This window comes from Rhizobium sp. J15 (assembly GCF_002531825.1).
GTDB lineage: Bacteria > Pseudomonadota > Alphaproteobacteria > Rhizobiales > Rhizobiaceae > Rhizobium.
Window position 1 is genome coordinate 199,426 of the sequence record NZ_NWSX01000002.1, and the last position, 23,151, is coordinate 222,576.

Annotated in this window: 26 protein-coding genes; 7 read left to right on the forward strand and 19 right to left on the reverse strand. The window is 60.4% G+C overall.

Going from position 1 to position 23,151, the window contains the following annotated elements; translation table 11 throughout:
• Window positions 1-59: 59 nt before the first annotated feature.
• From CO670_RS02925 to CO670_RS02940, 4 genes are all read right to left on the reverse strand, one after another.
• Entirely contained in the window at window positions 60-1,022 is a 963-nt protein-coding gene (locus tag CO670_RS02925) for a flagellin (protein ID WP_097588897.1), read from the reverse strand.
• A 300-nt stretch (window positions 1,023-1,322) separates the two neighbouring features.
• Window positions 1,323-2,231, reverse strand: coding sequence for a flagellin (locus tag CO670_RS02930; RefSeq protein ID WP_097588898.1), 909 nt, complete (start codon window positions 2,229-2,231; stop codon window positions 1,323-1,325).
• A 246-nt stretch (window positions 2,232-2,477) separates the two neighbouring features.
• Complete coding sequence (locus tag CO670_RS02935; RefSeq protein ID WP_097588899.1) at window positions 2,478-3,386, reverse strand: flagellin; 909 nt, start codon at window positions 3,384-3,386, stop codon at window positions 2,478-2,480.
• Window positions 3,387-3,668: 282 nt separating this feature from the next.
• Entirely contained in the window at window positions 3,669-4,574 is a 906-nt protein-coding gene (locus tag CO670_RS02940) for a flagellin (protein WP_097588900.1), read from the reverse strand.
• A gap of 481 nt (window positions 4,575-5,055) precedes the next feature.
• Here CO670_RS02940 and CO670_RS02945 point away from each other — a divergent pair, with 481 nt between their 5' ends.
• On the forward strand, window positions 5,056-6,972 hold the full coding sequence (locus tag CO670_RS02945; protein ID WP_097588901.1) for a glycosyl transferase: 1,917 nt from the start codon (window positions 5,056-5,058) through the stop codon (window positions 6,970-6,972).
• 79 nt (window positions 6,973-7,051) lie between these two features.
• Here the strand turns inward: CO670_RS02945 and fliP are convergent, their stop codons facing one another.
• From fliP to flgF, 13 genes are all read right to left on the reverse strand, one after another.
• Window positions 7,052-7,789 (reverse strand): flagellar type III secretion system pore protein FliP, encoded by a 738-nt coding sequence (gene fliP, locus CO670_RS02950; protein WP_097588902.1) that lies wholly within the window; start codon window positions 7,787-7,789, stop codon window positions 7,052-7,054.
• Window positions 7,786-8,292, reverse strand: a complete 507-nt coding sequence (locus tag CO670_RS02955) for a flagellar basal body-associated FliL family protein (protein ID WP_097588903.1) — start codon at window positions 8,290-8,292, stop codon at window positions 7,786-7,788. The genes fliP and CO670_RS02955 overlap by 4 nt, the downstream gene beginning before the upstream one ends.
• A gap of 12 nt (window positions 8,293-8,304) precedes the next feature.
• The gene (flgH, locus tag CO670_RS02960) at window positions 8,305-9,021 is read right to left on the reverse strand and encodes a flagellar basal body L-ring protein FlgH (RefSeq protein ID WP_088688858.1); all 717 of its coding nucleotides are present in this window, start codon (window positions 9,019-9,021) and stop codon (window positions 8,305-8,307) included.
• Entirely contained in the window at window positions 9,018-9,557 is a 540-nt protein-coding gene (locus CO670_RS02965) for a MotE family protein (protein ID WP_097588904.1), read from the reverse strand. Before CO670_RS02965 ends, flgH begins: the two co-directional genes overlap by 4 nt.
• Window positions 9,554-10,675, reverse strand: coding sequence for a flagellar basal body P-ring protein FlgI (locus tag CO670_RS02970; protein WP_088676847.1), 1,122 nt, complete (start codon window positions 10,673-10,675; stop codon window positions 9,554-9,556). The genes CO670_RS02965 and CO670_RS02970 overlap by 4 nt, the downstream gene beginning before the upstream one ends.
• Complete coding sequence (gene flgA / locus CO670_RS02975) at window positions 10,672-11,154, reverse strand: flagellar basal body P-ring formation chaperone FlgA (protein ID WP_097588905.1); 483 nt, start codon at window positions 11,152-11,154, stop codon at window positions 10,672-10,674. Before flgA ends, CO670_RS02970 begins: the two co-directional genes overlap by 4 nt.
• A gap of 16 nt (window positions 11,155-11,170) precedes the next feature.
• Window positions 11,171-11,959 (reverse strand): flagellar basal-body rod protein FlgG, encoded by a 789-nt coding sequence (flgG, locus tag CO670_RS02980; protein ID WP_088676845.1) that lies wholly within the window; start codon window positions 11,957-11,959, stop codon window positions 11,171-11,173.
• 19 nt (window positions 11,960-11,978) lie between these two features.
• Entirely contained in the window at window positions 11,979-12,323 is a 345-nt protein-coding gene (locus tag CO670_RS02985) for a flagellar hook-basal body complex protein FliE (protein WP_097588906.1), read from the reverse strand.
• A gap of 2 nt (window positions 12,324-12,325) precedes the next feature.
• Window positions 12,326-12,742 (reverse strand): flagellar basal body rod protein FlgC, encoded by a 417-nt coding sequence (gene flgC, locus CO670_RS02990; RefSeq protein WP_088676843.1) that lies wholly within the window; start codon window positions 12,740-12,742, stop codon window positions 12,326-12,328.
• A 5-nt stretch (window positions 12,743-12,747) separates the two neighbouring features.
• Window positions 12,748-13,140: a flagellar basal body rod protein FlgB gene (flgB, locus tag CO670_RS02995; protein ID WP_097588907.1), complete on the reverse strand. Its 393-nt coding sequence runs from the start codon at window positions 13,138-13,140 to the stop codon at window positions 12,748-12,750.
• A 170-nt stretch (window positions 13,141-13,310) separates the two neighbouring features.
• On the reverse strand, window positions 13,311-13,853 hold the full coding sequence (locus tag CO670_RS03000) for a flagellar protein (protein ID WP_088676841.1): 543 nt from the start codon (window positions 13,851-13,853) through the stop codon (window positions 13,311-13,313).
• 2 nt (window positions 13,854-13,855) lie between these two features.
• Window positions 13,856-15,253, reverse strand: coding sequence for a flagellar protein export ATPase FliI (gene fliI / locus CO670_RS03005; RefSeq protein ID WP_097588908.1), 1,398 nt, complete (start codon window positions 15,251-15,253; stop codon window positions 13,856-13,858).
• Between the two features lie 70 nt (window positions 15,254-15,323).
• The gene (gene flgF / locus CO670_RS03010; RefSeq protein ID WP_097588909.1) at window positions 15,324-16,058 is read right to left on the reverse strand and encodes a flagellar basal-body rod protein FlgF; all 735 of its coding nucleotides are present in this window, start codon (window positions 16,056-16,058) and stop codon (window positions 15,324-15,326) included.
• 253 nt (window positions 16,059-16,311) lie between these two features.
• On the opposite strand from flgF, the gene motA reads away from it, so the two are divergent.
• The 6 genes from motA to CO670_RS03040 all read left to right on the forward strand — a co-directional run bounded on the left by motA (window position 16,312) and on the right by CO670_RS03040 (window position 21,617).
• On the forward strand, window positions 16,312-17,184 hold the full coding sequence (gene motA, locus CO670_RS03015) for a flagellar motor stator protein MotA (RefSeq protein ID WP_088676838.1): 873 nt from the start codon (window positions 16,312-16,314) through the stop codon (window positions 17,182-17,184).
• The gene (locus CO670_RS03020) at window positions 17,185-18,135 is read left to right on the forward strand and encodes a FliM/FliN family flagellar motor switch protein (protein WP_097588910.1); all 951 of its coding nucleotides are present in this window, start codon (window positions 17,185-17,187) and stop codon (window positions 18,133-18,135) included. It begins immediately after the preceding gene.
• A gap of 65 nt (window positions 18,136-18,200) precedes the next feature.
• The gene (fliN, locus tag CO670_RS03025; protein ID WP_097588911.1) at window positions 18,201-18,788 is read left to right on the forward strand and encodes a flagellar motor switch protein FliN; all 588 of its coding nucleotides are present in this window, start codon (window positions 18,201-18,203) and stop codon (window positions 18,786-18,788) included.
• Between the two features lie 28 nt (window positions 18,789-18,816).
• On the forward strand, window positions 18,817-19,857 hold the full coding sequence (fliG, locus tag CO670_RS03030) for a flagellar motor switch protein FliG (RefSeq protein ID WP_088676835.1): 1,041 nt from the start codon (window positions 18,817-18,819) through the stop codon (window positions 19,855-19,857).
• Window positions 19,858-20,088: 231 nt separating this feature from the next.
• Window positions 20,089-21,168, forward strand: coding sequence for a flagellar biosynthesis protein FlhB (gene flhB, locus CO670_RS03035; RefSeq protein ID WP_097588912.1), 1,080 nt, complete (start codon window positions 20,089-20,091; stop codon window positions 21,166-21,168).
• Between the two features lie 5 nt (window positions 21,169-21,173).
• Complete coding sequence (locus tag CO670_RS03040) at window positions 21,174-21,617, forward strand: hypothetical protein (RefSeq protein WP_097588913.1); 444 nt, start codon at window positions 21,174-21,176, stop codon at window positions 21,615-21,617.
• A 16-nt stretch (window positions 21,618-21,633) separates the two neighbouring features.
• Here the strand turns inward: CO670_RS03040 and CO670_RS03045 are convergent, their stop codons facing one another.
• Window positions 21,634-22,380 (reverse strand): helix-turn-helix transcriptional regulator, encoded by a 747-nt coding sequence (locus CO670_RS03045; RefSeq protein WP_097588914.1) that lies wholly within the window; start codon window positions 22,378-22,380, stop codon window positions 21,634-21,636.
• A gap of 8 nt (window positions 22,381-22,388) precedes the next feature.
• Complete coding sequence (locus tag CO670_RS03050) at window positions 22,389-23,135, reverse strand: helix-turn-helix transcriptional regulator (protein ID WP_097588915.1); 747 nt, start codon at window positions 23,133-23,135, stop codon at window positions 22,389-22,391.
• Between the last annotated feature and the right edge of the window lie 16 nt (window positions 23,136-23,151).

Sequence of the window (23,151 nt, forward strand, 5' to 3'; positions counted from 1 at the left end):
CTAGGAAGTCAAACTTGCGCGAGGATGAATGCCGCCGCCGCCCGCGCTCGCGTCCACCTTTACTCCAGCAGAATGAGGATCTTGCTTGCCGCCGTGTTGAGGATCGAGATCGCTTCGACGGCCATCTGCTTCTGCGTCTCGATCGCCTTCTGACGGATCGACGCCTCGTCCATATCGGTATCGACCAGCGCGCCCACGCTCTTGTCGATCGAATCGGACAGGTCGGCGGTGTAGTCGATCTGATCGTCGATGCGCGCTTTCATCACGCCGATCGAAGCAGCCGTCGTCGTCAGCGTCGAGAGCAGCGAATCGGTGACATCGAGCATGTCGACGAGCTGCGCGTCGGTCGTGTTCTTGCCGATCGCGATTTCCGTGCCAGTCGCCGGCGTCGTCGAGTTGGCGTTCAGCAGGTAGTAATTGCGGGGGCCGGTCCCGCTATTGTTGATTGCCTGCGCATCGACCGATTTGGTCAACAGACCGCCGCTGGCATTGTTCTTGTCGATGAGAATGGTCTGCGACGATGGGAAATCGATGCTCTGGGCCTGATATTCGCCGGTCGAGGCGCGCACGAAGCCCGAGATGACCGACCATGTCGGGGGAGCGGCGGAATCACCGTTCAACAGCCAGTTCTCACCTGCGAACGATGTCGATTCGACGACCGTCTGCAGCTGCTGCTTATATTCGCTGATCTCGGCGTTGATCTTGTCCTTGTCGGTGCCCGGCTCCCGCGCCGCGACCAGCTTGGTACGGATCTGAGTGATGAGATCGATCGCCGAATTCATCGCCGTATAGGTCGCATCCACTTTCGCGGCGCCGAGGCCGAGCGCATCGCCGATCGTGCCGAGATTGGTGCTGTCCGAGCGCATGACGGTCGCGATCGACCAGTTGGACGCGTCATCGGCGGCCGTTTCGATACGATATCCCGAGGAAACTTGCTGCTGGGTCTGATTGGCTTCTTTATTGATGCTGCGCAGCACCGCAAGCGCATTCACCGCGGCCGCGCTGGTAATCTTAACGGTCATCGACAGGGTCTCGGATAAAGTGAAAGGGCAGGCCGGATTGCCGGCGGCGATTGACGTGGCGTCATGCCTCCGACGGGTTTCCGTCGGCGTCTCGCAAAAAACAAATCAACTCAAGGCGAGGTTAACTCGATACCAAGCTGTTGGGCAAGAGCGCGCCTCACGCGCGCAAAACAGCGAAACTTAGCACCAATCAACCTATTGATATAAAATAAAAAACCGCGCCGTTTCGGGCGCGGTTCTTGAGGTTTTCTGCTTGCCGCCGGATGGCGGCGCAAGATTCGGTCCAGCTTCAGCCGAGCATTAGCTGCGGAACAGCGTGAGGATGTTCTGAGCGCTGGAGTTGGCAATCGACAGCGACTGGATCGCCAGCTGCTGCTGGGTCTGCAAGGCCGTCAATTTGCTCGATTCCTCTTCCATGTCGGCGTCAACGAGGCGTCCGACGCCTGAGTCGATGGAGTCGCTGAGGGAGGCGACGAAGTTTTCCTGCAGGTCGATGCGGGTAGAAATCGAGCCGAGCTGCGAGGCCGCCTTGGTCATCGCTTCCAGGCCGGCCTCAACCGCCGTCAGAGCCATCGAGATTTCGGTCGAGCCGAAGCTGGTGATGTCCATCGTGTAGATCGAGCCGATCGTACCGCTGGAGGTGCCGATAATGCCGGAGGTCGTCTCGATCCCTCCGACCGACGTCATGCCGAAAAGAACGTTGCCCATCGAGCCCGAGCTCAGGACGTAATCCGTCGTCTTGACCGAAACATTGCCGTTGCCATCGCGAACGAAAGTCGAAACGACACTCTTCGTCGTGTTTCCTGCCACCCAGTTTTCGCCGGAGAAGGAGGCCGACTGGGCGATGCTCATCAGTTGCGCCTGCAACTGCTTGATCTCTTCCTGCACCTTGGTCTTGTCCACGCCCTTTTCGGTCGCGGCGACGATTTTCGCCTTGATTTCGCTGATCACGTCGATGGCGCTGTCCATGGCGGAGTAAGCCGTATCGACCTTAGCGGCGCCGAGACCGAGAGCGTCGGAAACGGCCGAAAGAGCCTTGTTGTCCGAGCGCATGGTAGTCGCAATCGACCAGTAGGCGGCATTGTCGGATGCCTTTTCGACGCGGTAACCCGACGATACGCGGTTCTGCGTATCCTCGAGGCTGCCGTTGATGCCGCGGAGCGTCTGAAGAGCGGCCATCGCCGCAACGTTTGTCAAAATGCTGGACATGAAAATGATTGCCCCTAGTTGGCTGATGGGAAAAGGGACATTCCGGAAAGCCACCGGGAACGGGGATCAGCCTCATGCCTGTTAACCGGTTCTTAAATTTGGTTAACTCGCCGTCTCGTTGGCCTGAGAAAACAGCATTATGGTTAATCAACAGTTAATGAAAATAAAAAAGCCGCGCTCCATCGGAGCGCGGCTCGATTCCGGAGGCCCGCCGGTGGACCGGCAGGCCGATATTTGCTCGGGCTATTAGCCGCGGAACAGGGTGAGGATGTTCTGCGAAGAGGAGTTCGCAATCGACAGCGACTGGATCGCCAGCTGCTGCTGGGTCTGCAGGGCACTGAGCTTGGAGGACTCTTCTTCCATGTTGGCGTCGACGAGACGGCCGACACCGGAGTCGATCGAGTCGCTGAGAGCGTTGACGAAGTCTTCCTGCAGACCGATGCGGGTGGAGACCGAGCCGAGTGCGGCGCCGGCGCTGGTCATCGCCTTCAGGGCCGATTCAACGTTGGTCAGAGCCGTCTGGATCTGGCCGAGCGTGAAGTTGGTGATGCTCATCGAGTAGATCGAGCCGGTTGCGCCCGTGGAAGTGCCGAGGATGCCTGTGGAGGTTTCGACCGAACCGCCGCTCATACCGAACAGAACGTTGCCCATGGAGCCGTTCGAGAGGACGTAATCCGTCATCTTGACCGAAACGGCGTTGGAAGCATCACGGACGAAGGTAGAAACGACGCTCTTGGTGCCGTTCGTGCCGGCAACCCAGTTTTCGCCGGAGAAAGAAGCCGACTGAGCGATGCTCAGGAGCTGCTGCTGCAGCTGGCTGATTTCTTCCTGAACCTTGGCCTTGTCGACGCCGTTTTCAGTGGCGGCTACAAGCTTGGCCTTGATGTTGCCGACGACGTCGATGGCGCTGTCCATTGCGGCGTATGCGGTGTCAACCTTGGCGGCACCGAGGCCGAGAGCGTCGGAAACAGCCGAAAGAGCCTTGTTGTCCGAACGCATGGTCGTTGCGATCGACCAGTAAGCAGCGTTGTCGGAAGCCTTGCCGACGCGATAGCCGGAGGAAACGTGAGCCTGGGTTTCCTGGAGACCCTGGTTGATGCCGCGGAGAGTCTGGAGGGCTGCCATTGCAGCATTATTGGTGTTGATGCTCGTCATAGTTTGCTTGCCCCTTGTTGGCAGATTTTAAAAAGGGACATTCCGGATTTTGGGCCGGCCCACAGCGATCAGCATCATGCCTGTTAACCATTTGTATTAGGGTTAACTCGCCGTTTCGATGGGGCTAGAAAACAGCAAGATGGTTAAGGAAGGCTAAATCGAGATTAGAAATTTCGTAAAAATATCTAATACTTAGAAGGATTTTTATTAACCTTATCTTAAAACATTTCGCGGCCGGGAATGACCCGACCGCGAAACTTGGAAACCTGATGCCGACCGCTCTTAGCGGAAGAGCGACAGGATGTTCTGCGAAGAGGAGTTCGCGATCGACAGCGACTGGATCGCCAGCTGCTGCTGGGTCTGCAGGGCACTGAGCTTGGAGGACTCTTCTTCCATGTTGGCGTCGACGAGACGGCCGACACCGGAGTCGATCGAGTCGCTCAGAGCGTTGACGAAGTCGTCCTGGCTGTCGATACGCTTGGAGAGCGAACCGAGAGCGGCGCCGGCGCTGGTCATCGCCTTCGGGGCCGATTCAACGTTGGTCAGAGCCGTCTGGATCTGGCCGGCAGTGAAGTTGGTGATGCTCATGGAATAGATCGAGCCGGTTGCGCCCGTGGAAGTGCCGAGGATGCCTGTGGAGGTTTCGACCGAACCGCCGCTCATGCCGAACAGAACGTTGCCCAGAGAGCCACTCGAGAGGACGTAGTCAGTCGTCTTGATCGAAACGGCGTTGGAACCGTCGCGGACGAAGGACGATACGACGCTCTTGGTGCCGGCAGCACCAGCAACCCAGTTTTCGCCGTTGAAAGAAGCCGACTGAGCGATGCTCAGGAGCTGCTGCTGCAGCTGACCGATTTCTTCCTGAACCTTGGCCTTGTCGACGCCGCTTTCTGTAGCAGCAACAAGCTTGGCCTTAATCTCGCCGACGACGTCGATGGCGCTGTCCATCGCGGTGTAAGCCGTGTCGACCTTCGCAGCACCTACGCCAAGAGCGTCGGAAACAGCCGAAAGAGCCTTGTTGTCCGAACGCATGGTCGTTGCGATCGACCAGTAAGCGGCGTTGTCGGAAGCCTTTTCAACGCGGTAACCCGACGAAACGTGGTTCTGCGTCTGGTTGAGGCCCTGGTTGACGCTGCGCAGCGTCTGGAGAGCGGCCTGTGCGGAAGAATTCGTGTTAATGCTTGTCATAAGTCTGTCCCCTGGAAAACTAGATACAAAAAGGAGGACATACCGGACTGTAATACCGGCGATGACGGACCAGCTTCATGCTACTCGGCGCCCTGTTTGTTTTGGCCCAAACCCGTCATGTCCAGGGCAATCTCGCAGCCAATGCTTGCCAACTTCTTAAAAATACGGGGTCTCGCTGAGGGCCTCACATGGCATAGTTAATGCCTCCTCACAGCGCTTAGTTAATGGCTGCTGAAGATAATTTTGCCATTCGAATTTCGAGTGGCAAAAACGCACTTTATCGGAGAAAAGGACTCTTTCTGAGACAGGTGAGGCGTTGAGGATAACGCAGGCACCCGCGCGCCACCGGTTTCAAGCAAGCTTCGAATGGCAGTGTGTGAGATGCCACCATCGGACCGATCCCCTGCTTTTCCGGGGGCGGCCCGCCTGTGCTTCGGCAATCGGCAGCCACGCCAGAATATTTCCTTCACGGAGTTGGGTTTTGAACAGCAAAGTTTCGTTCTCTGCGGCATCCAAGGATTACCAGATGGGCCGTTACACACAGTCCCTGGCGACGCTCAACCAGCTGATGGATATCCAGCAGGATGCCAAGACCTATGCGCTGCTGGCCAAGAACCTCGTGCAGCTCGGTTTCAAGGCCGACGCCGCGAAAGCCTATAGCCTTGCCGGCAATTGCGAGGGACCGAACGCCTACGAATATCAGAAGCAGGCTGCCAAGCTGCATTATGAGACCGGCAACGAGGATGAAGCGCTGCTGATCGCCATGCGCAACCTTACCAAGGCGCAGGAAGATCCAGAGCTCGCATTCATCATCACAGCGATCTATCTGAAACGCCAGCAGCGAGATATCATCAGTCCCTTCAAGGCGGTGCTGTCGGAGAGCATGAATCCCGATCACATGCGCCTGGCCGCCTTGCTGCTCGGCGACGATCTCCATGACGCAACCAACCAGACGCTTGCGCGCAACCTCTTCAAGCGTTTTCCCGGCAATCACGCATTCCGTTTCCTCCATCTTGTTTTCCTCCGCGAATTCAACGAGTTCGATGAAGAGGCCAAGCATAAGTCTGTGATAGACCAGGCCCTTGCAAAGGGCGATCTTGAGATCCTGCGGAAGGACAATCCGTTCTATCACCTGCATTGGTGCGGCAATGAGGATTTCAATCGATATGCGACAATCGGCACCACGCCTCTCAATCAGGAGCGCGTGGCCTTCCGTCGCAACCAGCCACATACGTGGTCTAACAAGATCCGGATCGGCTACATGTCATCGGACTTCTGGGATCGCCACGCGACGATGAAGCTTTTGCAGCGCATCCTCGAACTGCACGACAAGGATCGCTTCGAGGTCACGCTGTTCTGCCATACAGGCCCGGAATTCTTAAAGCACAACGACACCGACCGCAGCCGCTGGGGCAGGATCGTCGACATTCACGGATTCTCCGACCAGGCGGTGCTCGAAACTGTACGCGAGCACAATATCGACATCATGGTCGACCTGAAGGGCCATACGTCGGGCAGCCGCGCGACGGCTTTCAACCTGCCGCTCGCACCGGTGCATGTCGGCTGGCTCGGCTTCCCCGGCAGCACCGTCAACATCGATCTCGACTATGTGATCGGCGACCATTTCGTCCTGCCTGATGTGGCAATGCCGTTCTATCATGAGAAATTCTGCCGGCTTCCGGAGAGTTACCAGCCGAACGATCCGACGCATCGTCCGAAGCCACGTCCTGTCACCCGCGAACAGCTCGGCCTGCCGGAAGAGGCATTCATCTTCGCCTCCTTCAACGGCAACCGCAAAATCACGCCGGAAACGATCAACAGCTGGTGCCGGATTCTCAAGCGGGCGCCTAACAGCGTGCTCTGGCTGATGGCGAATACGCCGCGCAACCAGGCGAACCTCCTGAAGCAGTTCCAGACCGCAGGCATTTCCCCCAAGCGGATCATCTTCTGCCCGCGCGCGCCCTATGAAGAGCACATCGACCGTCAGCAGGCGGCCGATCTCGGCATCGACACCTTCCCCGTCAACGGCCACACGACCACCTCGGAGCAGCTCTGGGGCGGACTGCCGGTTCTGACCGTCAAGGGCACCAACTTCGCCTCACGCGTCAGCGAAAGCCTGCTCCAGGCAATCGACCTGCCGGATCTCGTCGCCGCCGACCTGCAGGCCTATGAAGACCTTGCTGTCGAACTGGCGCAAAATCCCGGGCGGATCGCCGAATACAAGGCGCATCTGAAGGAGAAGCGCTACATCGCTCCGCTCTTCGACGCCGAACGTTTCTGCCATCATCTGGAGCAGGCCTACGAAATCATGGCCGAGCGCGCCAAACAGCGCCTTGCGCCCGATCACATCGACATTCCGGCGCTGCCGCCGCGCACGGCGCCCTTCGCCGCCGAGTGAGGCTTTCGATCCAAATGAAAAACCCGCCGGAGCGATCCGGCGGGTTTTTTCGTTGGCGACGGGAATAAAAGTCCGCCGTTCAGCTGAACGAACGCACCAGGCTGCCGACGAGCAGGTTCCAGCCGTCGATCAGCACGAAGAAGAGAATCTTGAAAGGCAGCGAGATCGAGGTCGGCGGCAGCATCATCATGCCCATCGCCATGGTGATGGTCGCGACGATGAGGTCGATGACCAGGAACGGCAGCACGATGAGAAAGCCGATCTCGAAGCCGCGGCGAATTTCGGAAATCATGAAGGCCGGGATCAGCACGCGGTAGTCGACCGGATCGGCCGTCTGAATATTCTGCCCGCGCTCGCGCGCGAGATCGACGAAGAGCGCCAGATCCTTGTCGCGGGTATTGGCCGCCATGAAGGTGCGGAAAGGTTCGGCAATCCGCTGAACGGCTTCGGTCTCGTTGATCTGGTTGGCGAGCAGCGGCTGCACGCCGTTCTGCCAGGCCTGATCGAAAGTCGGCGACATGACGTAGAAGGTCATGAACAGCGACAGCGACAGCAGGATCATGTTGGAGGGCGTCGAGGAGAGGCCCATGCCCGAGCGCAGGATCGAGAAAGCGATGATGAAGCGCGGGAAGCTCGTCACCATGATCAGGATGCCCGGCGCGACCGAAAGAACGGTCAGCAGGCCGAACGTGCGGATGATCCAGGCGGCGACGGAGCCGTCGACCGGCACGTTCAACAAATCGGTCGGCAGCTGCTGTGCCACCGCCAGTTCCGGTACCGCCATCATGGCAGCAAGGAAAACTATGAATCGAATCATTCGATGACAAATGTCCTGAACATGACCTTCGATACCCGCCCTTGCGAGCGAAGGTCAACACGTTCCTGTATGTCATCCTTGAGATATTGAAAGCCCCGCGGCCCCTCGATCTGCTGGAGGGAAACGGTCCTGATATAGGCGAGGATATCCTGATGAATATCCTCGGAAACCTTGACATCAGGCGGACCGTTGAACAGCAGCGCGACCTCGAGTCGGACCCAGTTTTCAGAGGGGTAAGCGAGGTTCGACGTGATCGGCTCGAGCTGGACGACGTTGTTCTCTTCGGTCGAGATGCGAGCCAGGCCTTCCTCGGCCTTTTTCTTGGCCTCGGCCTCCTTGGCGAGCTCCGCTTCCTTGGCGCCTTTGACGTTGGGCGCGACGATCGTGCCCACTGCCCAGCCGCCGCCGGCGCCGACGAGCGTCAGCGCGGCGATGCCGATGATCGTCATCAGCGCGGCGGATTTCTTCTTCGGTTGACCTGCGATTGCGTCTGGCTCTGCCATCGTCGTTCAGCCTCAAAGCGGCGAGAAAAGATCGACGGCCTGCTGGCCGCGCGGAGGCTGCTGCACTTCCATCAGACGGCCGCGGCCGCCATAGGAGATGCGGGCTTCGGCGATCTTGTCGTAGGAGATCTGGTTGTCGGCATTGACGTCCTGTGGCCGAACGATACCGGCGACGTTCAGGATGCGCAGTTCCTGGTTCAGACGCACTTCCTGCGAACCCGAGATGACGAGGTTGCCGTTTTCGAGGATGCCGGTGACGACGGCTGCGACCAGAAGGGTGATCTTGTCGGTACGCTCGATCTTGCCCTTGCCGTCGGTGCTGGTGTCGGAACCGTAAGTCAGGTCGGTCTTGGACTCGGGCGTCCAGCCGAAGATCTGGGCGTTGATATCCCAGTTCATGCCGCTCGAATTGGTGCGGCTGCGGTTGGTCTCGTTGTCAAAGGAGGCCTTGTCGTTGATCTGTATGTCGACGGTCAGAATGTCGCCGACGTTCAAGGCGCGCGCATCCTTGAAGAGGGCGGCCTGCGAATCGCTCCACAGCGAATAGCCCTGCGCCACGGCGCGCGGCTGCTTCGGATAGAGCGCCATCTGCGGCGTCTGGCCATAGGCGAGACCACTGCCGATCGGGCTCATGGCAGGCGCGCGGCCGATCTCGCTGACTGCCGTCGGAGACTGGCAACCTGCAAGGAGTGCGAGAGCGGCGATCGCTGCCGGGAGACGCATATTCATGAAGGATCCTTCGACGTATTGGGGTCGGACGCACTGGCGATGATGTTTGCGATGACCGCAGCTTTCTCAGGGTCCATCTCGTTGAGGATGAGGCTCGACTGGCGCGGTCCGAGCCGCATGATAACCGCAGACGCCACCTCGATCTTCATGTCCTGCAGCTGGAGTGCTGCCGCATCCGGCTTCATCTTCTTGTAGATTTCGGTGAGCCCGGCTTCCGCCTGCTTCAGGAAATCGTCGCGGCGCTTGAGCCAGTCCTGATATTCGGCCTTGCGCTTGTCCATCTCGGCCATGCGGGCGTCGATGTCGGCGCGAAGCTTTTCCAGCTCCTGCTTCTGCAGAAGATAACGCTGGTCGCGGGCGGGATCGGCGATGTTCGTGCAGAACTGCTTGATCTCGTCCTGGGGCGTGATGGCGCCTTCCGGATGCTCCTGTGCGAAAGCGCCGGGAATCGAGAGGAGGACGAGGCCCGCCGCCGGCAGCGCCAGCCGGCGCAGCAGTTGCAGGACCGTCATGTCAGGATTGATGAGACCAATCATTGCAGCACAAGCTCCGCCTGCAGGGCGCCCGCCGACTTGATGCCCTGGAGAATGGCGATGATGCCATCCGGTTTCACGCCGATATTGTTGAGGCCGGCGACCAAGGTCCTGAGATCGGGGCCATCGATGATGGCGACGCGTCCACCGGTCTGTTCGGCCGCAATGTCGGTCTGCGGCTGGACGGCGGTGCGGCCGCGCGAGAAGGGTTCGGGCTGGATGATCTGCGGCGTCTCGGTGACCTGGACCGTCAAGGTGCCGTAGCTGACGGCGACCGGCGAGACGCGGACGTCCGAGCCGATGACGATCGTTCCGGTCCGCTCGTTGATGACGACCTTGGCCGGCGTGTCGGTTTCGACGATGAGATTTTCGATATCGGCCATCAGGCGGGTGAGGTCGGCCGCACGCGGCTTCTGGACCACCACTTCCTGCGAATCCTTGGCTTCCGCCACCGGGCCGCCGAAGCGCGCCGAGGCATAACCATTGACGATGTCGGCGATGCGGATCGCCGTCGAGAAGTCGGGGTTGCGCAACTGCAGGACGAGATTGACCGAATCCTTGAAGCGGGACGGCAGCTCGCGCTCGATGATCGCGCCGCCGGGCACGCGGCCGGCGGTGGTGACACCTTCGGTCACCGTCGCCGCCTGGCCTTGCGCCTGAAAGCCGGAGACGATGACGGCGCCCTGGGCGACGGCATAGATCTGGCCGTCGGCGCCGGAAAGCGAGGTCATGACGAGCGTGCCGCCACGCAGCGACGTCGCGTCGCCGAGCGAGCTCACCGTCACGTCGATACGGCTGCCGGGACTGGCAAAAGGCGGCAGGTTGGCGGTGACCATCACCGCCGCCGTATTCTTGGCGCTGGACTGGCCGCCCTGCGTCGAGATGCCGAGATTCTGCAGCATCGCCCGCATCGACTGCTCTGTGAAGGGCGAGGAACGGAAACCGTCGCCGGTTCCCTGCAGACCGACGATCAGGCCGTAACCGATCAGCTGGTTGTCGCGGCCGGCCTGGAGGGAGGCGATGTCCTTGATGCGAGAGGTCAGCGCCCAGGCGGGCGCGACATCGGCCAAATTCATGGCGAGAACCGCGACAAGGGTCAGGAAACGGAAGAACAATTTCATTTTGCCCTCACATGGATCGTGCCATCCGCAAGCACCGTGCCGCTGACGATGACGCCGGAATCCATATTGCGCGCGCGGATGAGCTGCCCCGTCGCGCCGTCTTCGAGCGGCGTGCCGGCGGCCGAGATCGTCATTGCGCCGAGAGAGAAGACCAGGCGGATCGAAGAGCCGCGCGTCACCGTATAGGGCTCGCGCAAGGCCGAGACCGAAATCGTGCGGCCAGGCAGCAGTGTGCGCTTGGAAACCAGGCCTTCGACCTGCGAAATCGATTTGGCATAGTCTCCGGCGAGGTTGGGGTTTGTGACCTCGACCTCCTGAAGCTGGCTGCCCGACAATGTGTCGCCGGGGTAGATGATCGTCGTCGGGACGACGGCATAACCCATGCCGGCATCCGCGTCCGCGGGCACAACGATGCCCGCGAGTGCGATCGTGGCTGCCGCCACCCATCCTGAGATGCGTCCTGCCCGGCAAAACATCATGTTTCGGCCCTTCCCTCTACTTCAGGTTCTTGCTGACGATGGAGGCCATTTCATCAGCGGTGGTGATCACCTTGGAATTCATTTCATAAGCGCGCTGGGCCGAGATCAGCTCGGTGATTTCCTTCACCGGATCGACGTTGGAGGATTCCAGGTAACCCTGCTTCATGTAGCCGAAACCTTCCTCGTCCGGATTGCCGACGACAGCCTCGCCCGAGGCCGCCGTTTCCTGGAAGAGGTTGTCGCCGATCGGCTGGAGGCCCGCCTCGTTGACGAAGTCGGCAAGCGTCAGCTGACCGAGCACGGTCGTATCGGTTTGACCGGGCAGCTTGACCGAAACTTCGCCGGAGCGGCTGATCGTCAGCTCCGTGGAACCCTGCGGGATGGTGATGCCAGGAAGGACCTCATAACCGTCGATGGTGACGAGCTGGCCCTGGTCGTTCTTGTTGAATGCGCCGGCGCGGGTATAGAGCGTGGTGCCGTCGGTCGACTGGATCTGGAAGAAGCCCTTGCCGATCAGCGCCACGTCGAGGTCGTTGCCGGTCTGGGTGAGTTCGCCCTGGAGATGCAGATTGCGGACCGCCGAGGTCTGAACGCCGAGGCCGATATTGGCCCCCTCGGGAACGACGGCCTGGTTGGCGCGGTTGGCAACGCCCTTGGCCCGTTCGGTCTGGTAGAGCAGGTCGGTGAACTCGGCGCGGGCCCGCTTGAAGCCCGTCGTGTTGATGTTAGCGATGTTGTTCGCGATGACTTCCAGATTGGTCTGCTGGGCATCCATGCCCGTTGCTGCGATGGCGAGCGCTCTCATGTCTTCGTCCTCAAATCAGTTACATCTGCATCTTGGTGACTTCGAGAAAGGCCGAGACGACCTTGTCACGGATGGCGATCGCGGTCTGGAGCGTCTGCTCGGCCTGCAGCATGGAATCGACGACTTCGCGCGTCGTCGCCGTGCCCTTGATGCCGGCAAAGGACATGCTTTCCGCACCCTTCAGGCTGTTGACTGCGTCAGTCGCCATACCGCCCAGGACCGAGGCAAAGCTCATGCCGTTGGCGGCACCCGCGGTGCCCGGCATGGTGGCGGCGGCAGACGACGAGGCGGAATTTTCGGTGTCGACGGCGCCGAGCGCACGGGTCATCGAAAGGTTGCTGACATTCTGGACGCTGCTGATCATTATTATTGGCTCTTCAGGAGATCGATCGTGGAGGAGATGAGGTCGCGGGTCTGCTTGATGGTCTGCAGGTTGGCGTCATAGGAGCGGTTGGCTTCACGCATGTCGGCCATCTCGACCAGGATATTGACGTTCGGCAGCTTGACGACGCCCTTTTCGTTCGCAGCCGGATTGCTGGGGTCGAATTCGGTGCTGAAATCGCCTTCGTCGACGCCGACCTTCTTGACGTTGACCGTCTCGACGCCGCTCGTGCGGTCCATCTGCTGGCCGAAGGTGATCGTCTTGCGGCGATAGGGGTCGGCGCCGGGCGTGTCGCCGGTCGAGCGGGCGTTGGCGATGTTTTCCGAGACGATGCGCAGGCGCGTCGATTGCGCTTCGAGCCCGGAACCGGCGATTTTCATTGCTGCTGAAAGCGGATCCATGACTTTTACTTCCTGACGGTCATCAACATCATGCGGTTGAAGGAGCTGATCAGCGAGGTGTTGAGTTCGTACTGCCGCTTGATTTCGCCGGACTTGGAAAGTTCCTCGGCCAGGCCGACGGTGTTGCCCGATTCCTGAATGCCGATTTCCTGGTCGAGCGCTGCGTCCTTGACGTCGATGTCGCCGCTGGCGCTGAAATCGTTGCCGCTCAGATGCGCTGGATTGGTGCGCGCCATGGTGATCTCGGACCTATCAAGCACGGCGTCGAAAGGTGTCACGTCCTTGGCGCGGAACTTCGGCGTGTTGGCATTCGCGATGTTGCCGGCAACAACCTGCTGACGGATCGTCAGCCATTCCGCCTGCCGCGAAGCCAAGTCGAAAAGTTGGATCGGTTGCATGAGAACTCTCCGTTTTTACTGTCCCGAACCTAGTGAGGTAATCTTGCGTGGGACTTACGGGAATTCGGGCTTCGAGACCTTTTCAGCCGGTGCCGGAGGCCGTTGAAAGAACAAAGGCTCCGGCCGGTTGACATCGGAGCCTTTGTTGCCTCATGCTTTTGCAAGCAGCATCAGTTGTTCTGGTAGATTTCGCCCTTGGAGGTGACGATCACCCATTTGCCGTCGCGCTGCTCGAGCGTCGCCAGACGGCTCTCGTCCGGCAGGATCGAACCGATCCGCACCACGTACATGCCCGAGGGATCCTCGATCAGCGCCCGGCCGTTGGAAACGTGCAGCAGCCGGAAGGAAGACTTGCCGGGAAAAGGCTGATCCTCCTTGAGCATGGCGCCATCACGCGCCTTGCCGAGATCGGAGACCGTCGCCGTCGTCAGCGTATCGACCGGCGGGACCTTCTTGTCCGTCTCGTTCTTGTTGACCATCGCAAGCGGCGAGACGCTGAAGACGTTGCGGGCCGGCCAATCCGGCAGCTCGCGTGCATTGTCGCTGCTCGCCACGTTGATGCCGAACTTGTCCTCGTTGAAGAAGACATACCAGGGGAAGAAGGCGGAGGCGCCGGCGAGCGCCAGGCCGGCGAACGTCAGAAACCGATCCAGAATGACGGTCTTCCTGCGCTGCTTCGGGGAAGCGATGCGTTCGTCGTCGAATTCAGCCACGTCTATCTCCTCTGGATGGGGGCGCCCTGATTGCCCATGCCGGCCGCGGCCTTGAGCGCGCCGGCGAGATCGGCGAAGGCATCGGCCGACTCGCGGTCACCGGGAGACTGCTTCAGAACGTCGTAAATGATGGGCACCTGCTTGACCGCCATATCCAGATCGGGATCGGCGCCCTGGCGATAGCCGCCGATCAGGCGCAGGTCGCGTGTCTCCTCGAAGCGATGGATGAGCACCTTCAGCCGCGACACCAGCTTTTCCTGGTCCGGCGTCCAGGCCTTCCGGGCAAGACGCGAGATCGAGGCGAGCGGATCGATCGGCGGATAACGCCCTTCTTCGGCGAGACTGCGCTGCAGGACGATATGGCCGTCGAGGATGCCGCGCGTCGAATCGGCGATCGGGTCGTTGTGGTTGTCGCCGTCGACGAGGATGGAAATGATCGCAGTGATCGTGCCGGCGCCTTCGGAGCCGGGCCCGGCACGTTCCAGGAGACGCGGCAGCTCGGTGAAGACGGAAGCCGGATAACCGCGTGCGATCGGCGGCTCGCCGGAAGCCGTCGCCACCTCGCGGATCGCATGGGCAAACCGCGTGACGCTGTCGACGATGAAGATAACGTTCTCGCCCTTGTCGCGGAAATGCTCGGCGATGGTGACCGCCGTCAGCGGCGCCATCTTGCGCAGCATCGGGCTTTCATCGCTGGTTGCGACGACGGCGATCGCCTTCTTCATATTGCTGCCGAGCGTATCCTCGATGAATTCGCGTACTTCGCGGCCGCGCTCGCCGACCAGCGCGATCACCACCTTGTCGAAGGCATCCGCACGGGCGAGCATGGACAGAAGCGTGGACTTGCCGACGCCGGAGCCGGCAAAAATGCCGAGGCGCTGTCCGAGGCAGAGCGGCGAGAAGATGTCGATGGCGCGCACGCCGGTCTTGAAGCCGGTCTCGACACGCTTACGGGTCATCGAGGGCGGCGCGGTATTCGAGATCGAGCGGCGATCGAGCCCTTCGGTGATCGGGCCGAGCCCGTCGATCGGCTCGCAGAGCGAATTGATGGTGCGCCCGCACCAGCTGTCCGAGGGTGAAATGCGGAAGGCGCCCTTGCGGATGACGGTATCGTGGATACCGATCGGCTCGCCGGGTTCGATCGGGCAGACATAGATCAGATCCGGCTCGACGCGCACGACCTCTCCGAGATGAATGCCGGTCGCCGACTTATGGGCGACGAACTCACCGAGACGAACATGGCGCGAGAGACCGCGGACCGTATAGTGGCCGGCGGCGATGGTCTGAACGCGCCCGCCATGGGCGATGGCGAAATCCGGCGAGACGTAGCGGTCGACGAGGCCTGCCAGATGCGCCAGTTTGGGAGAGAGGCTTTCCTCGGACAGCAACGTGGTGCTCATACGTCAAATCCCGCCGGAAAATGTCTCGCGCATCCCCCCAAAACCGCTGCATACTCTTGGGCGGCATGCATTAGCGGCTGCCTCCGAGCGTCTGGACGGCTTGCTTGAACGAATCCTCGCTGTCACGCATCAGCGAGGAGATGCTTTCAAAGGCGCGGTTGACTTCGATCAGCTGGGTGATCTCGCGCATGGCGTTGACGTTGGAATTTTCGAGATAGCCCTGCTCGACACCGATATTGAAGCGGTCCACGACGGCGCGCGGCTGGTCGGTGGTCATGATGCCGCTGTTTTCGTACCTGAGGTAACCCTTGCTGATATCGGCCTCGAACAGGCCGAGTGAACCGACCTGGCGGCCGCCCTGATAGATCACGCCGTCGGTGCCGACCGCCGGCTCGCCGGCTTTCGTATCGAGCTGGATCGGTGCGCCGCCGGCGTCGAGAACCGGATATCCCCGGATCGAGACGAGTTCGCCGGTTTCTTTCAGGGTGAAGCGGCCGTCGCGCGTCAGCACGCGGCCGGCCGGCGTGTCGAGCGAAAACCAGGCATCGCCCTTGACGGCGAAATCGAGCATGTTACCGGTGTGCTGCAGCTCGCCGTTCTGCTCATTCAGATAATCATTGCCCTGGGAGACGAAGGCGACCTTGGTGTTCAGCTTGTTCTTGGTGGCCGCCACCATCTCGTCGAACTTCACCTCGGTGGCACGAAAACCGGTCGTATTCACGTTCGCCATGTTGTCTGCGATGGTGTTCAGGCGCTTTTCCAGAGCCATCTGCGACGACAGAGAAACATAAAGACCGGATTGCATGTCGGTAAGCTCCAAGCATTGGCGATGAACGGAACGAAAAGCCGGGCGTCGTTTGGTCTGGTTCGGCCGGGATTCGCTGAGGCGGCATCTCAGAAACAGGTGCGGACACCCATTCGTCACCTTTAGCCTGACGGCAGATGCTTGCGCGAAGCTGGCACGCGGAAATGCCCCGCGACGGGCTCTTTCATCAGCCTCACGCAAGGCAGAAACCCTATCGGTCTCAAAGAAAAGCAACGTTCAGATTGGGCTGACGATGAACATCATTATCGGATTTATAGTGACTTGCGGCTGCGTCATCGGCGGCTTCATGGCAATGGGCGGCCACGTGGACGCTCTGTTCCAGCCCTTCGAGTTCGTCATCATCGGCGGCGCGGGTCTCGGCAGCTTCATCATGGCCAACCCGATGAAGGTGGTGAAGGATTCCGGAAAGGCGCTCGGCGAAGCCTTCAAGCACGCCGTGCCGAAGGAACGCAATTATCTCGACACGCTCGGCGTGCTCTATTCGCTGATGCGCGACCTGCGCACCAAGTCGCGAAACGAAATCGAAGCCCACATCGACAATCCGGCCGAATCGACCATCTTCCAGCAGGCTCCGACCGTTCTGAAGAACAAGGAACTGACCGCATTCATCTGCGACTACGTGCGCCTGATCATCATCGGCAATGCCCGCAGCCACGAAATCGAGGCGCTGATGGACGAAGAGCTCAACACCATCATGCACGACAAGATGAAGCCCTACCACGCGATCCAGATCATGGGCGATTCCTTCCCGGCGATCGGTATCGTCGCGGCCGTTCTCGGCGTCATCAAGGCGATGGCTGCGATCAATGAATCACCTGAGGTGCTCGGTCACCTGATCGGCTCGGCGCTCGTCGGCACCTTCCTCGGCATTCTCTTGTCCTACTGCCTCTGCTCACCGCTGGTCTCCCAGATCAAGATCGTGCGCAACAAGCAGCACCGCCTCTACGTCATCGTCAAGCAGACGCTGCTTGCCTACATGAACGGCTCGGTGCCGCAGGTCGCTCTCGAATACGGCCGCAAGACGATCTCCGCTTACGAGCGTCCGTCGATCGATGCAGTCGAGCAGGAAATGATGAACCCAGGTGGCGAAAACAAGGCGGCTTAAATGACCATGAGCAATGCTTCGCATGACAAACCGGCAATGGATCCTGCCCTTCTGGCCAAGCTGACGGGCGGGCTGGGCGACAGAGGCAGGGTCGCCAAGATCTGCAGCTCCTTCGGCGAAGTTTACAGCGAATTCTTTCCCGACGTCATCAAGAGCGAGACCGGCCTCGACGTGACGGTCAACTATCTCGGCTGCGAGATCGGCTACAAGAACCACCTGATCGACGACCTGAGCGCGAATGTCACGCTCGTCGACGCGGCGCTGCGCAACTGGTCGCAGAACATCACGCTTGCCTGCGGCAACGGTTTCGTCATCACCCTGATGGAACACCTGCTCGGCGCCACGGCCGATACGATCGAGGAACCGGCCGACCGGCTGCTGTCGGTAATCGAACTCGACCTCGCCGTCATGATCTTCGACAAGATCGCCAAGGTGCTGCGCTCGGCCGTCAACGCGCCGGGCGGCTTCGAACCCAGCCTGTCGGCCCCGCATGCTCATGACGCACGCGCCCGGCCACCGGAAGACCGGCCGGATGAATTCGCCGCCGCCATCAACATGTCGATCACGCTGGCCGGCATCGTCTCGGAATTCTCGCTGATCGTTCCGCAGACGGCGCTTCTCAAGACCAACGTGACACCGCCGAAGCCGAAGCGCCAGGCCTCCGGCAAATCGCCGGAATGGACCGAGCAGCTCGGCGACCAAGTCCGCCGCTCGCATGTGACGCTAGAGGCAAAGATCAGACTACAGGATCTGACGCTGCGCACTATATCGAAACTGATGGTCGGCGACGTCATTCCGTTCCGCGACCACGAAGACGTACGCGTCGAGGTGAGCGCCAACAGCAAGGAATTGTATGTCTGCGAATTCGGGCGTTCCGGCGAAAACTACATGGTCCGCGTCAAGGATACGATGAACTCGGATGACGAACTCATCCGTCATTTAATGAATTAATCGGTTCTCTGGCTTTTGGGCTGCAAAGGCAGTTTGAGGCAAGTTTCAACTGGAATAGTGATTTCATGGCTACGAAGAAAACACAGCAGAACAGCGACCTCTCCCTGGATATGCCGGGCAGCGAAGCGGATCTCGACCAGGCGATCGACGATCTGCGCGGTGTGTTGAAGCAGGATGCCGATGGCGACTTGTCGCAGTTCGGCGGCGACCTGGAGAATGATGCCTTCGGTGCAGGAACGGATCTGGCAGCCTTCGGCGGCGAGACTTCGGATTCCCCGTTCGGCGGCGACGATTTCGGCGGCGATTTCGGCGCTGGCAATGCCAGCCCGGCCGCAGGCATGGATTTCGGCGGCAGCTCTTCTTTCGAGGCGGCGCCGGCGCCGCTCGGCAGCGCGCTGACCTCGAATTTCGAACTGATCATGGACATTCCGATCGACGTCCAGATCATGCTCGGCACCAGCCGCATGCAGGTTTCCGGCCTGATGAATCTCAATGAAGGGGCGACGATCGCCCTCGACAAGAAGATCGGCGAGCCGGTCGAGATTATGGTGAATGGCCGCAGGATTGCACGCGGCGAGATCACGGTGCTTGATAACGACGACACGCGATTCGGTGTGAAACTGATAGAAGTTTTGAGCACGAAAAAAGCCTGATCCCTGTGTGGGACGGAGAGGTTAGACCATGATGGACTTTGACGATTTCGGCGGCGCGCTAGCCGGGAAACCGTTGACCCAGGCTGAAAAGGCGGCGGCTGTTCTTCTCGCTATGGGAAAGGGAGTCGCCGGCCGGCTGTTGAAATATTTTACCCAGGCAGAACTGCAGACCATTATCTCATCCGCCCAGTCGCTGCGCGCCATTCCGCCGGACGAGCTGCTGTCGCTCGTCGCGGAATTCGAAGACCTCTTCACCGAGGGCGCCGGCCTGATGGACAACGCCAAGGCGATCGAAGCCATCCTGGAAGAAGGGCTGACGCCCGACGAGGTCGACAGCCTGCTCGGCCGCCGCACCGCATTCCAGGCTTACGAAACCTCGATCTGGGATCGCCTCAGCGAGGCCGAACCGGCATTCGTGGCACAGTTCCTGCTGCGCGAACACCCGCAGACCGTCGCCTATATCCTTTCGATGATGCCCTCCGCCTTCGGCGCCAAGGTGCTGCTGCAGCTTCCCGACAACCGCCGGGCCGACATCATGAACCGCACGGTCAACATGAAGACCGTCAGCCCGAAGGCCGCGCAGATCATCGAGAACCAGGTCATGACGCTGCTCGCCGAAGTCGAGGCCGAGCGCAATGCGGCCGGTTCGACGAAGGTCGCCGATCTCATGAACGAACTCGACAAGCCGCAGGTCGATACGCTGCTCACCTCGCTCGAATCGATCAGCCGCGAAGCGGTCAACAAGGTTCGCCCGAAGATCTTCCTCTTCGAAGACCTCATGTACATGCCGCAGCGCAGCCGCGTCATGCTGCTCAACGACATCTCCACGGATGTGCTTACCGTCGCGCTGCGCGGCTCGCCGCCGGAGATCCGCGAATCGGTTCTTTCCGCCATCAGCCCTCGCCAGCGCCGCATGATCGAATCGGATCTGCAGAGCGGCATGGGCGGCGTCAATCCGCGCGAGATCGCCATCGCTCGCCGCGCCGTCGCCCAGGAAGCGATTCGCCTGGCCAACTCAGGCCAGATCGAGCTCAAGGAGAAGGAAGGCGACGCTTCGGCAGCCGCCTAACGCTTCGAGACTGTTGACAAATCCGGCGTGCCGAAAGGCGGCTGTTGATCGCCCTGCTGCGGGCGACTACCCTTCCAGCAACAGGTCGTGCTTCAGAGCGCCTTGCATGAACGCAATTCATGTGAGGCGTTCGGGTCTTTGCTTTGATGCATATCGTCATCCCAAAACCGCTGCACGCCGCCGGGCGGCATGCATTGGCTGCGGCCCGTTTGTCTGACGGAGGGCCGCGACTTGGCAGATGATGACAAGGACAGCAAAACAGAAGCCCCGACCGCGAAAAAGCGAAGCGATGCGGCGGAGAAAGGCAATGTGCCGTTTTCGCGCGAGCTGTCGATCTTCGCAACCATCCTCGCGACCTTCATCTATCTGGTATTCTTTCTTCCCGACAGCGTCGGGCGCATGAACGAGACGCTGCGCGACATCTTCGAACAGCCCGACCAGTGGAAGATCGAGACGGGGCCGGATATTCTGGCGCTCTTTGTCCGGCTCGGCTGGGCGAGTGCTGCGCTGCTCGCCCCCGCCTTCATCCTGTTCATGGTGTTCGGCATCGCCTCCTCCATCTTCCAGAACCTGCCGACGCCGGTGCTCGAGCGCATCCGGCCGCAGGCCTCGCGCATCTCGCTGATCAAAGGCTGGTCACGGCTCTTCAGCCTGCCCGGCCTCGTCGAATTCGGGAAGTCGCTGTTCAAGGTCGTCATCGTCGGGGTCATCCTGTTTTTCGTGCTGAGGAGCGAATATTTCAGCTCGATCGACGCGATGTTCTCCGATCCGCAGACGATCCTCGTGCGGATGATGACGGCGATGCGCAAGATCATCATCGTCATGCTGATCGCCACGGCGATCGTCGCGATCGCCGATCTTTTCTGGACGCGCCATCACTGGTTCACCGAGCTGAAGATGACGCGGCACGAAGTAAAGGAAGAAAATAAGCAGGCCCAGGGCGACCCCTTCGTCAAGAGCCGGCAGCGCTCGCTGATGCGCGACCGCGCGCGCCGGCGCATGATCGCCAACGTGCATCGCGCCACACTCGTCATCGCCAACCCGACGCACTATGCGGTGGCGCTGCGTTATGCACGCGAAGAAAACGACGCGCCGGTGGTGCTGGCCAAGGGCCAGGACCTCATCGCGCTGAAGATCAGGGAGATCGCCGAGCAGAACGGCATCCCGGTGTTCGAGGATCCGCCGCTTGCCCGCTCCATGTTTGCGCAAGTCTCGGTCGATAGTGTCATACCGTCAGTCTTCTATAAGGCCGTTGCGGAGCTGATCCACCGGATCTACGCCGCAGACGCCAAGAACAAACGGGTAAGATAAGCCGAATGAAAAAATGCCCTCACTCTGCCCAACGTGAAAAGATCCTCGCAAACGCCATCAGCCCAGTTGCCACGGAACTGCGCCTTCTGGACGCTTCTGACCTTATTTCACTGCTGCGCTTCGAGTATTACGGCAATCTTTCCGATCTCGTCGCTTCGGCGGCGGAGCTTTTCTTTCATCCCGGCACGGTGAATTTCGGCCTTGGCGGAAACTATACGCTGGAGTGGGGCGGCAAGCCCGAGGTCGTTCTCGATCTGGAGATCAAGCCGCGCGGCGTCACCGTCTATGCCCAGCTCACCCTCGCCGAAGACCATGCCGGCATCGAGATCAACCACATCGCATTTCAGGACCCCTCGGCCGATCCCGATGAGAATACCCGCTTCCTCGAAAAGAGCCTGCGGGAATCGCGCTACAACGTGAACCAAGCGCCAAGGGCGCTGGCGGGCTGATCCCTTCAATCCCGGTTCAGCTGATATAGCCGAGCCGGATTGCCTTGGCGATCGCCTGGATGCGGTTGACGGAATCGAGCTTGATGGTCGCCGAGCCGAGATAGGCGTTCACGGTGTGCACGGAAAGGCCGAGCTTGTCGGCAATCTCTTCACTGATGCGGCCGTCGCCGGCAAGCTGCAGGCAGGCGATCTCGCGTTCGCTGAGGGCCTCGGCGGCACCGGTGCGGCGTTCGTCGAGCGAGAGCAAATCCATCATGATATGGCAGCAGCGGCCGTGCAGCTCGACGATCGTATCGCTCGAGGGGTCGATTTCATCGCCGGTGAACAGGATGAAGCCGTTGCCGACGGCGCCGAGCCGCACCGGAAAAGCGATGCCGGAAAAAGGCAGGATACCGTCCTTCAGCCGCGTCATGAACGGCGAGAAGTCCGCCGGGCCGGGTGCCGCACGATCATAACCGCCGGCCCATGAGAGCGGCAGCAGCGATTTGTCGATATGATCGAGAAGGACATCGCCATAGGCATCGGTGAAGGCCTTGCCGAAACCGGCGTTCGAAGAGCCCCAGTTCTCGAGCTCGCAGACCAGGCGCTGCTTTGCCGGCAGGCCCGAACCGCTGACGCGATAGATCGCAAAGCCCTGGGCTTCGGCGAGCTTCTGCATCGCGATCAGCCGCGGGAAAAGGTCGGACCGGCTGGAAATCCTGTTCACCCGCACCATGCGCAGCTGCTCAGCGCCGCTCATCGTCCTGCCTGATGGATGGGCCATGGATCCCCCTATACGAGATTATTCCGGACAGCGAAGGCAATGGCCTCGGACCGGGTCTTGGTCGCCGTCTTGCGCATCACGCTGGTGATGTAGTTGTTGATGGTATTGCGGGAGATTCCGAGGATCATCGCGATCTCGTCGCTGGTCTTGCCCTCGGCGATCCAGAACAGGCATTCCAGCTCGCGGTCCGTCAGTTCGAAATCGCGATCGACGCGTGCGCCGCCGCAGCGAAGGAAGCTCGCGACATAACCTGCGAGCAGACCCACGTCCCGCAGGCGCTCCGGCGAAAGGATGAAGCCTTCGCCGAACAGGAACATCAAAGCCAGCCGCGACCGGCCGACATTGAAGGTCAGCGAACAATATTGGCGGCTGGCGCCCTCCGGTACATCGGCGCTATCGGGCAGGAGAGCGAAATTCGGCTGGAAGACCTGCATGCATTTTTCCAACTCGGTCGAGCGGGCATAGCCGCCGACCAGATCGTCGGCGATATCCTTGACCAGATCGAACGGCCAGTCGGACGAAACGATGAAATCGAGGCCGCTTTCCTGGATGAGATCGCAGCGCGCCAGGAGATAGTGCGAAGCGCCGACATACTCCGTCAGAGCGCGCAGACCGGACTGCAACCTTCCAGTGTCGGCGACACCGTGCAGGCGCCGGATCAGCTCGTCGCGCGGCAAGAGTGCCGGCGCCATCACGCTCGCGAAATTCGCCATTTGCCTCTCGCCTTTGCTCGCCTGAAATACGGTCATATCCATTGGCAATTTCCTGCGG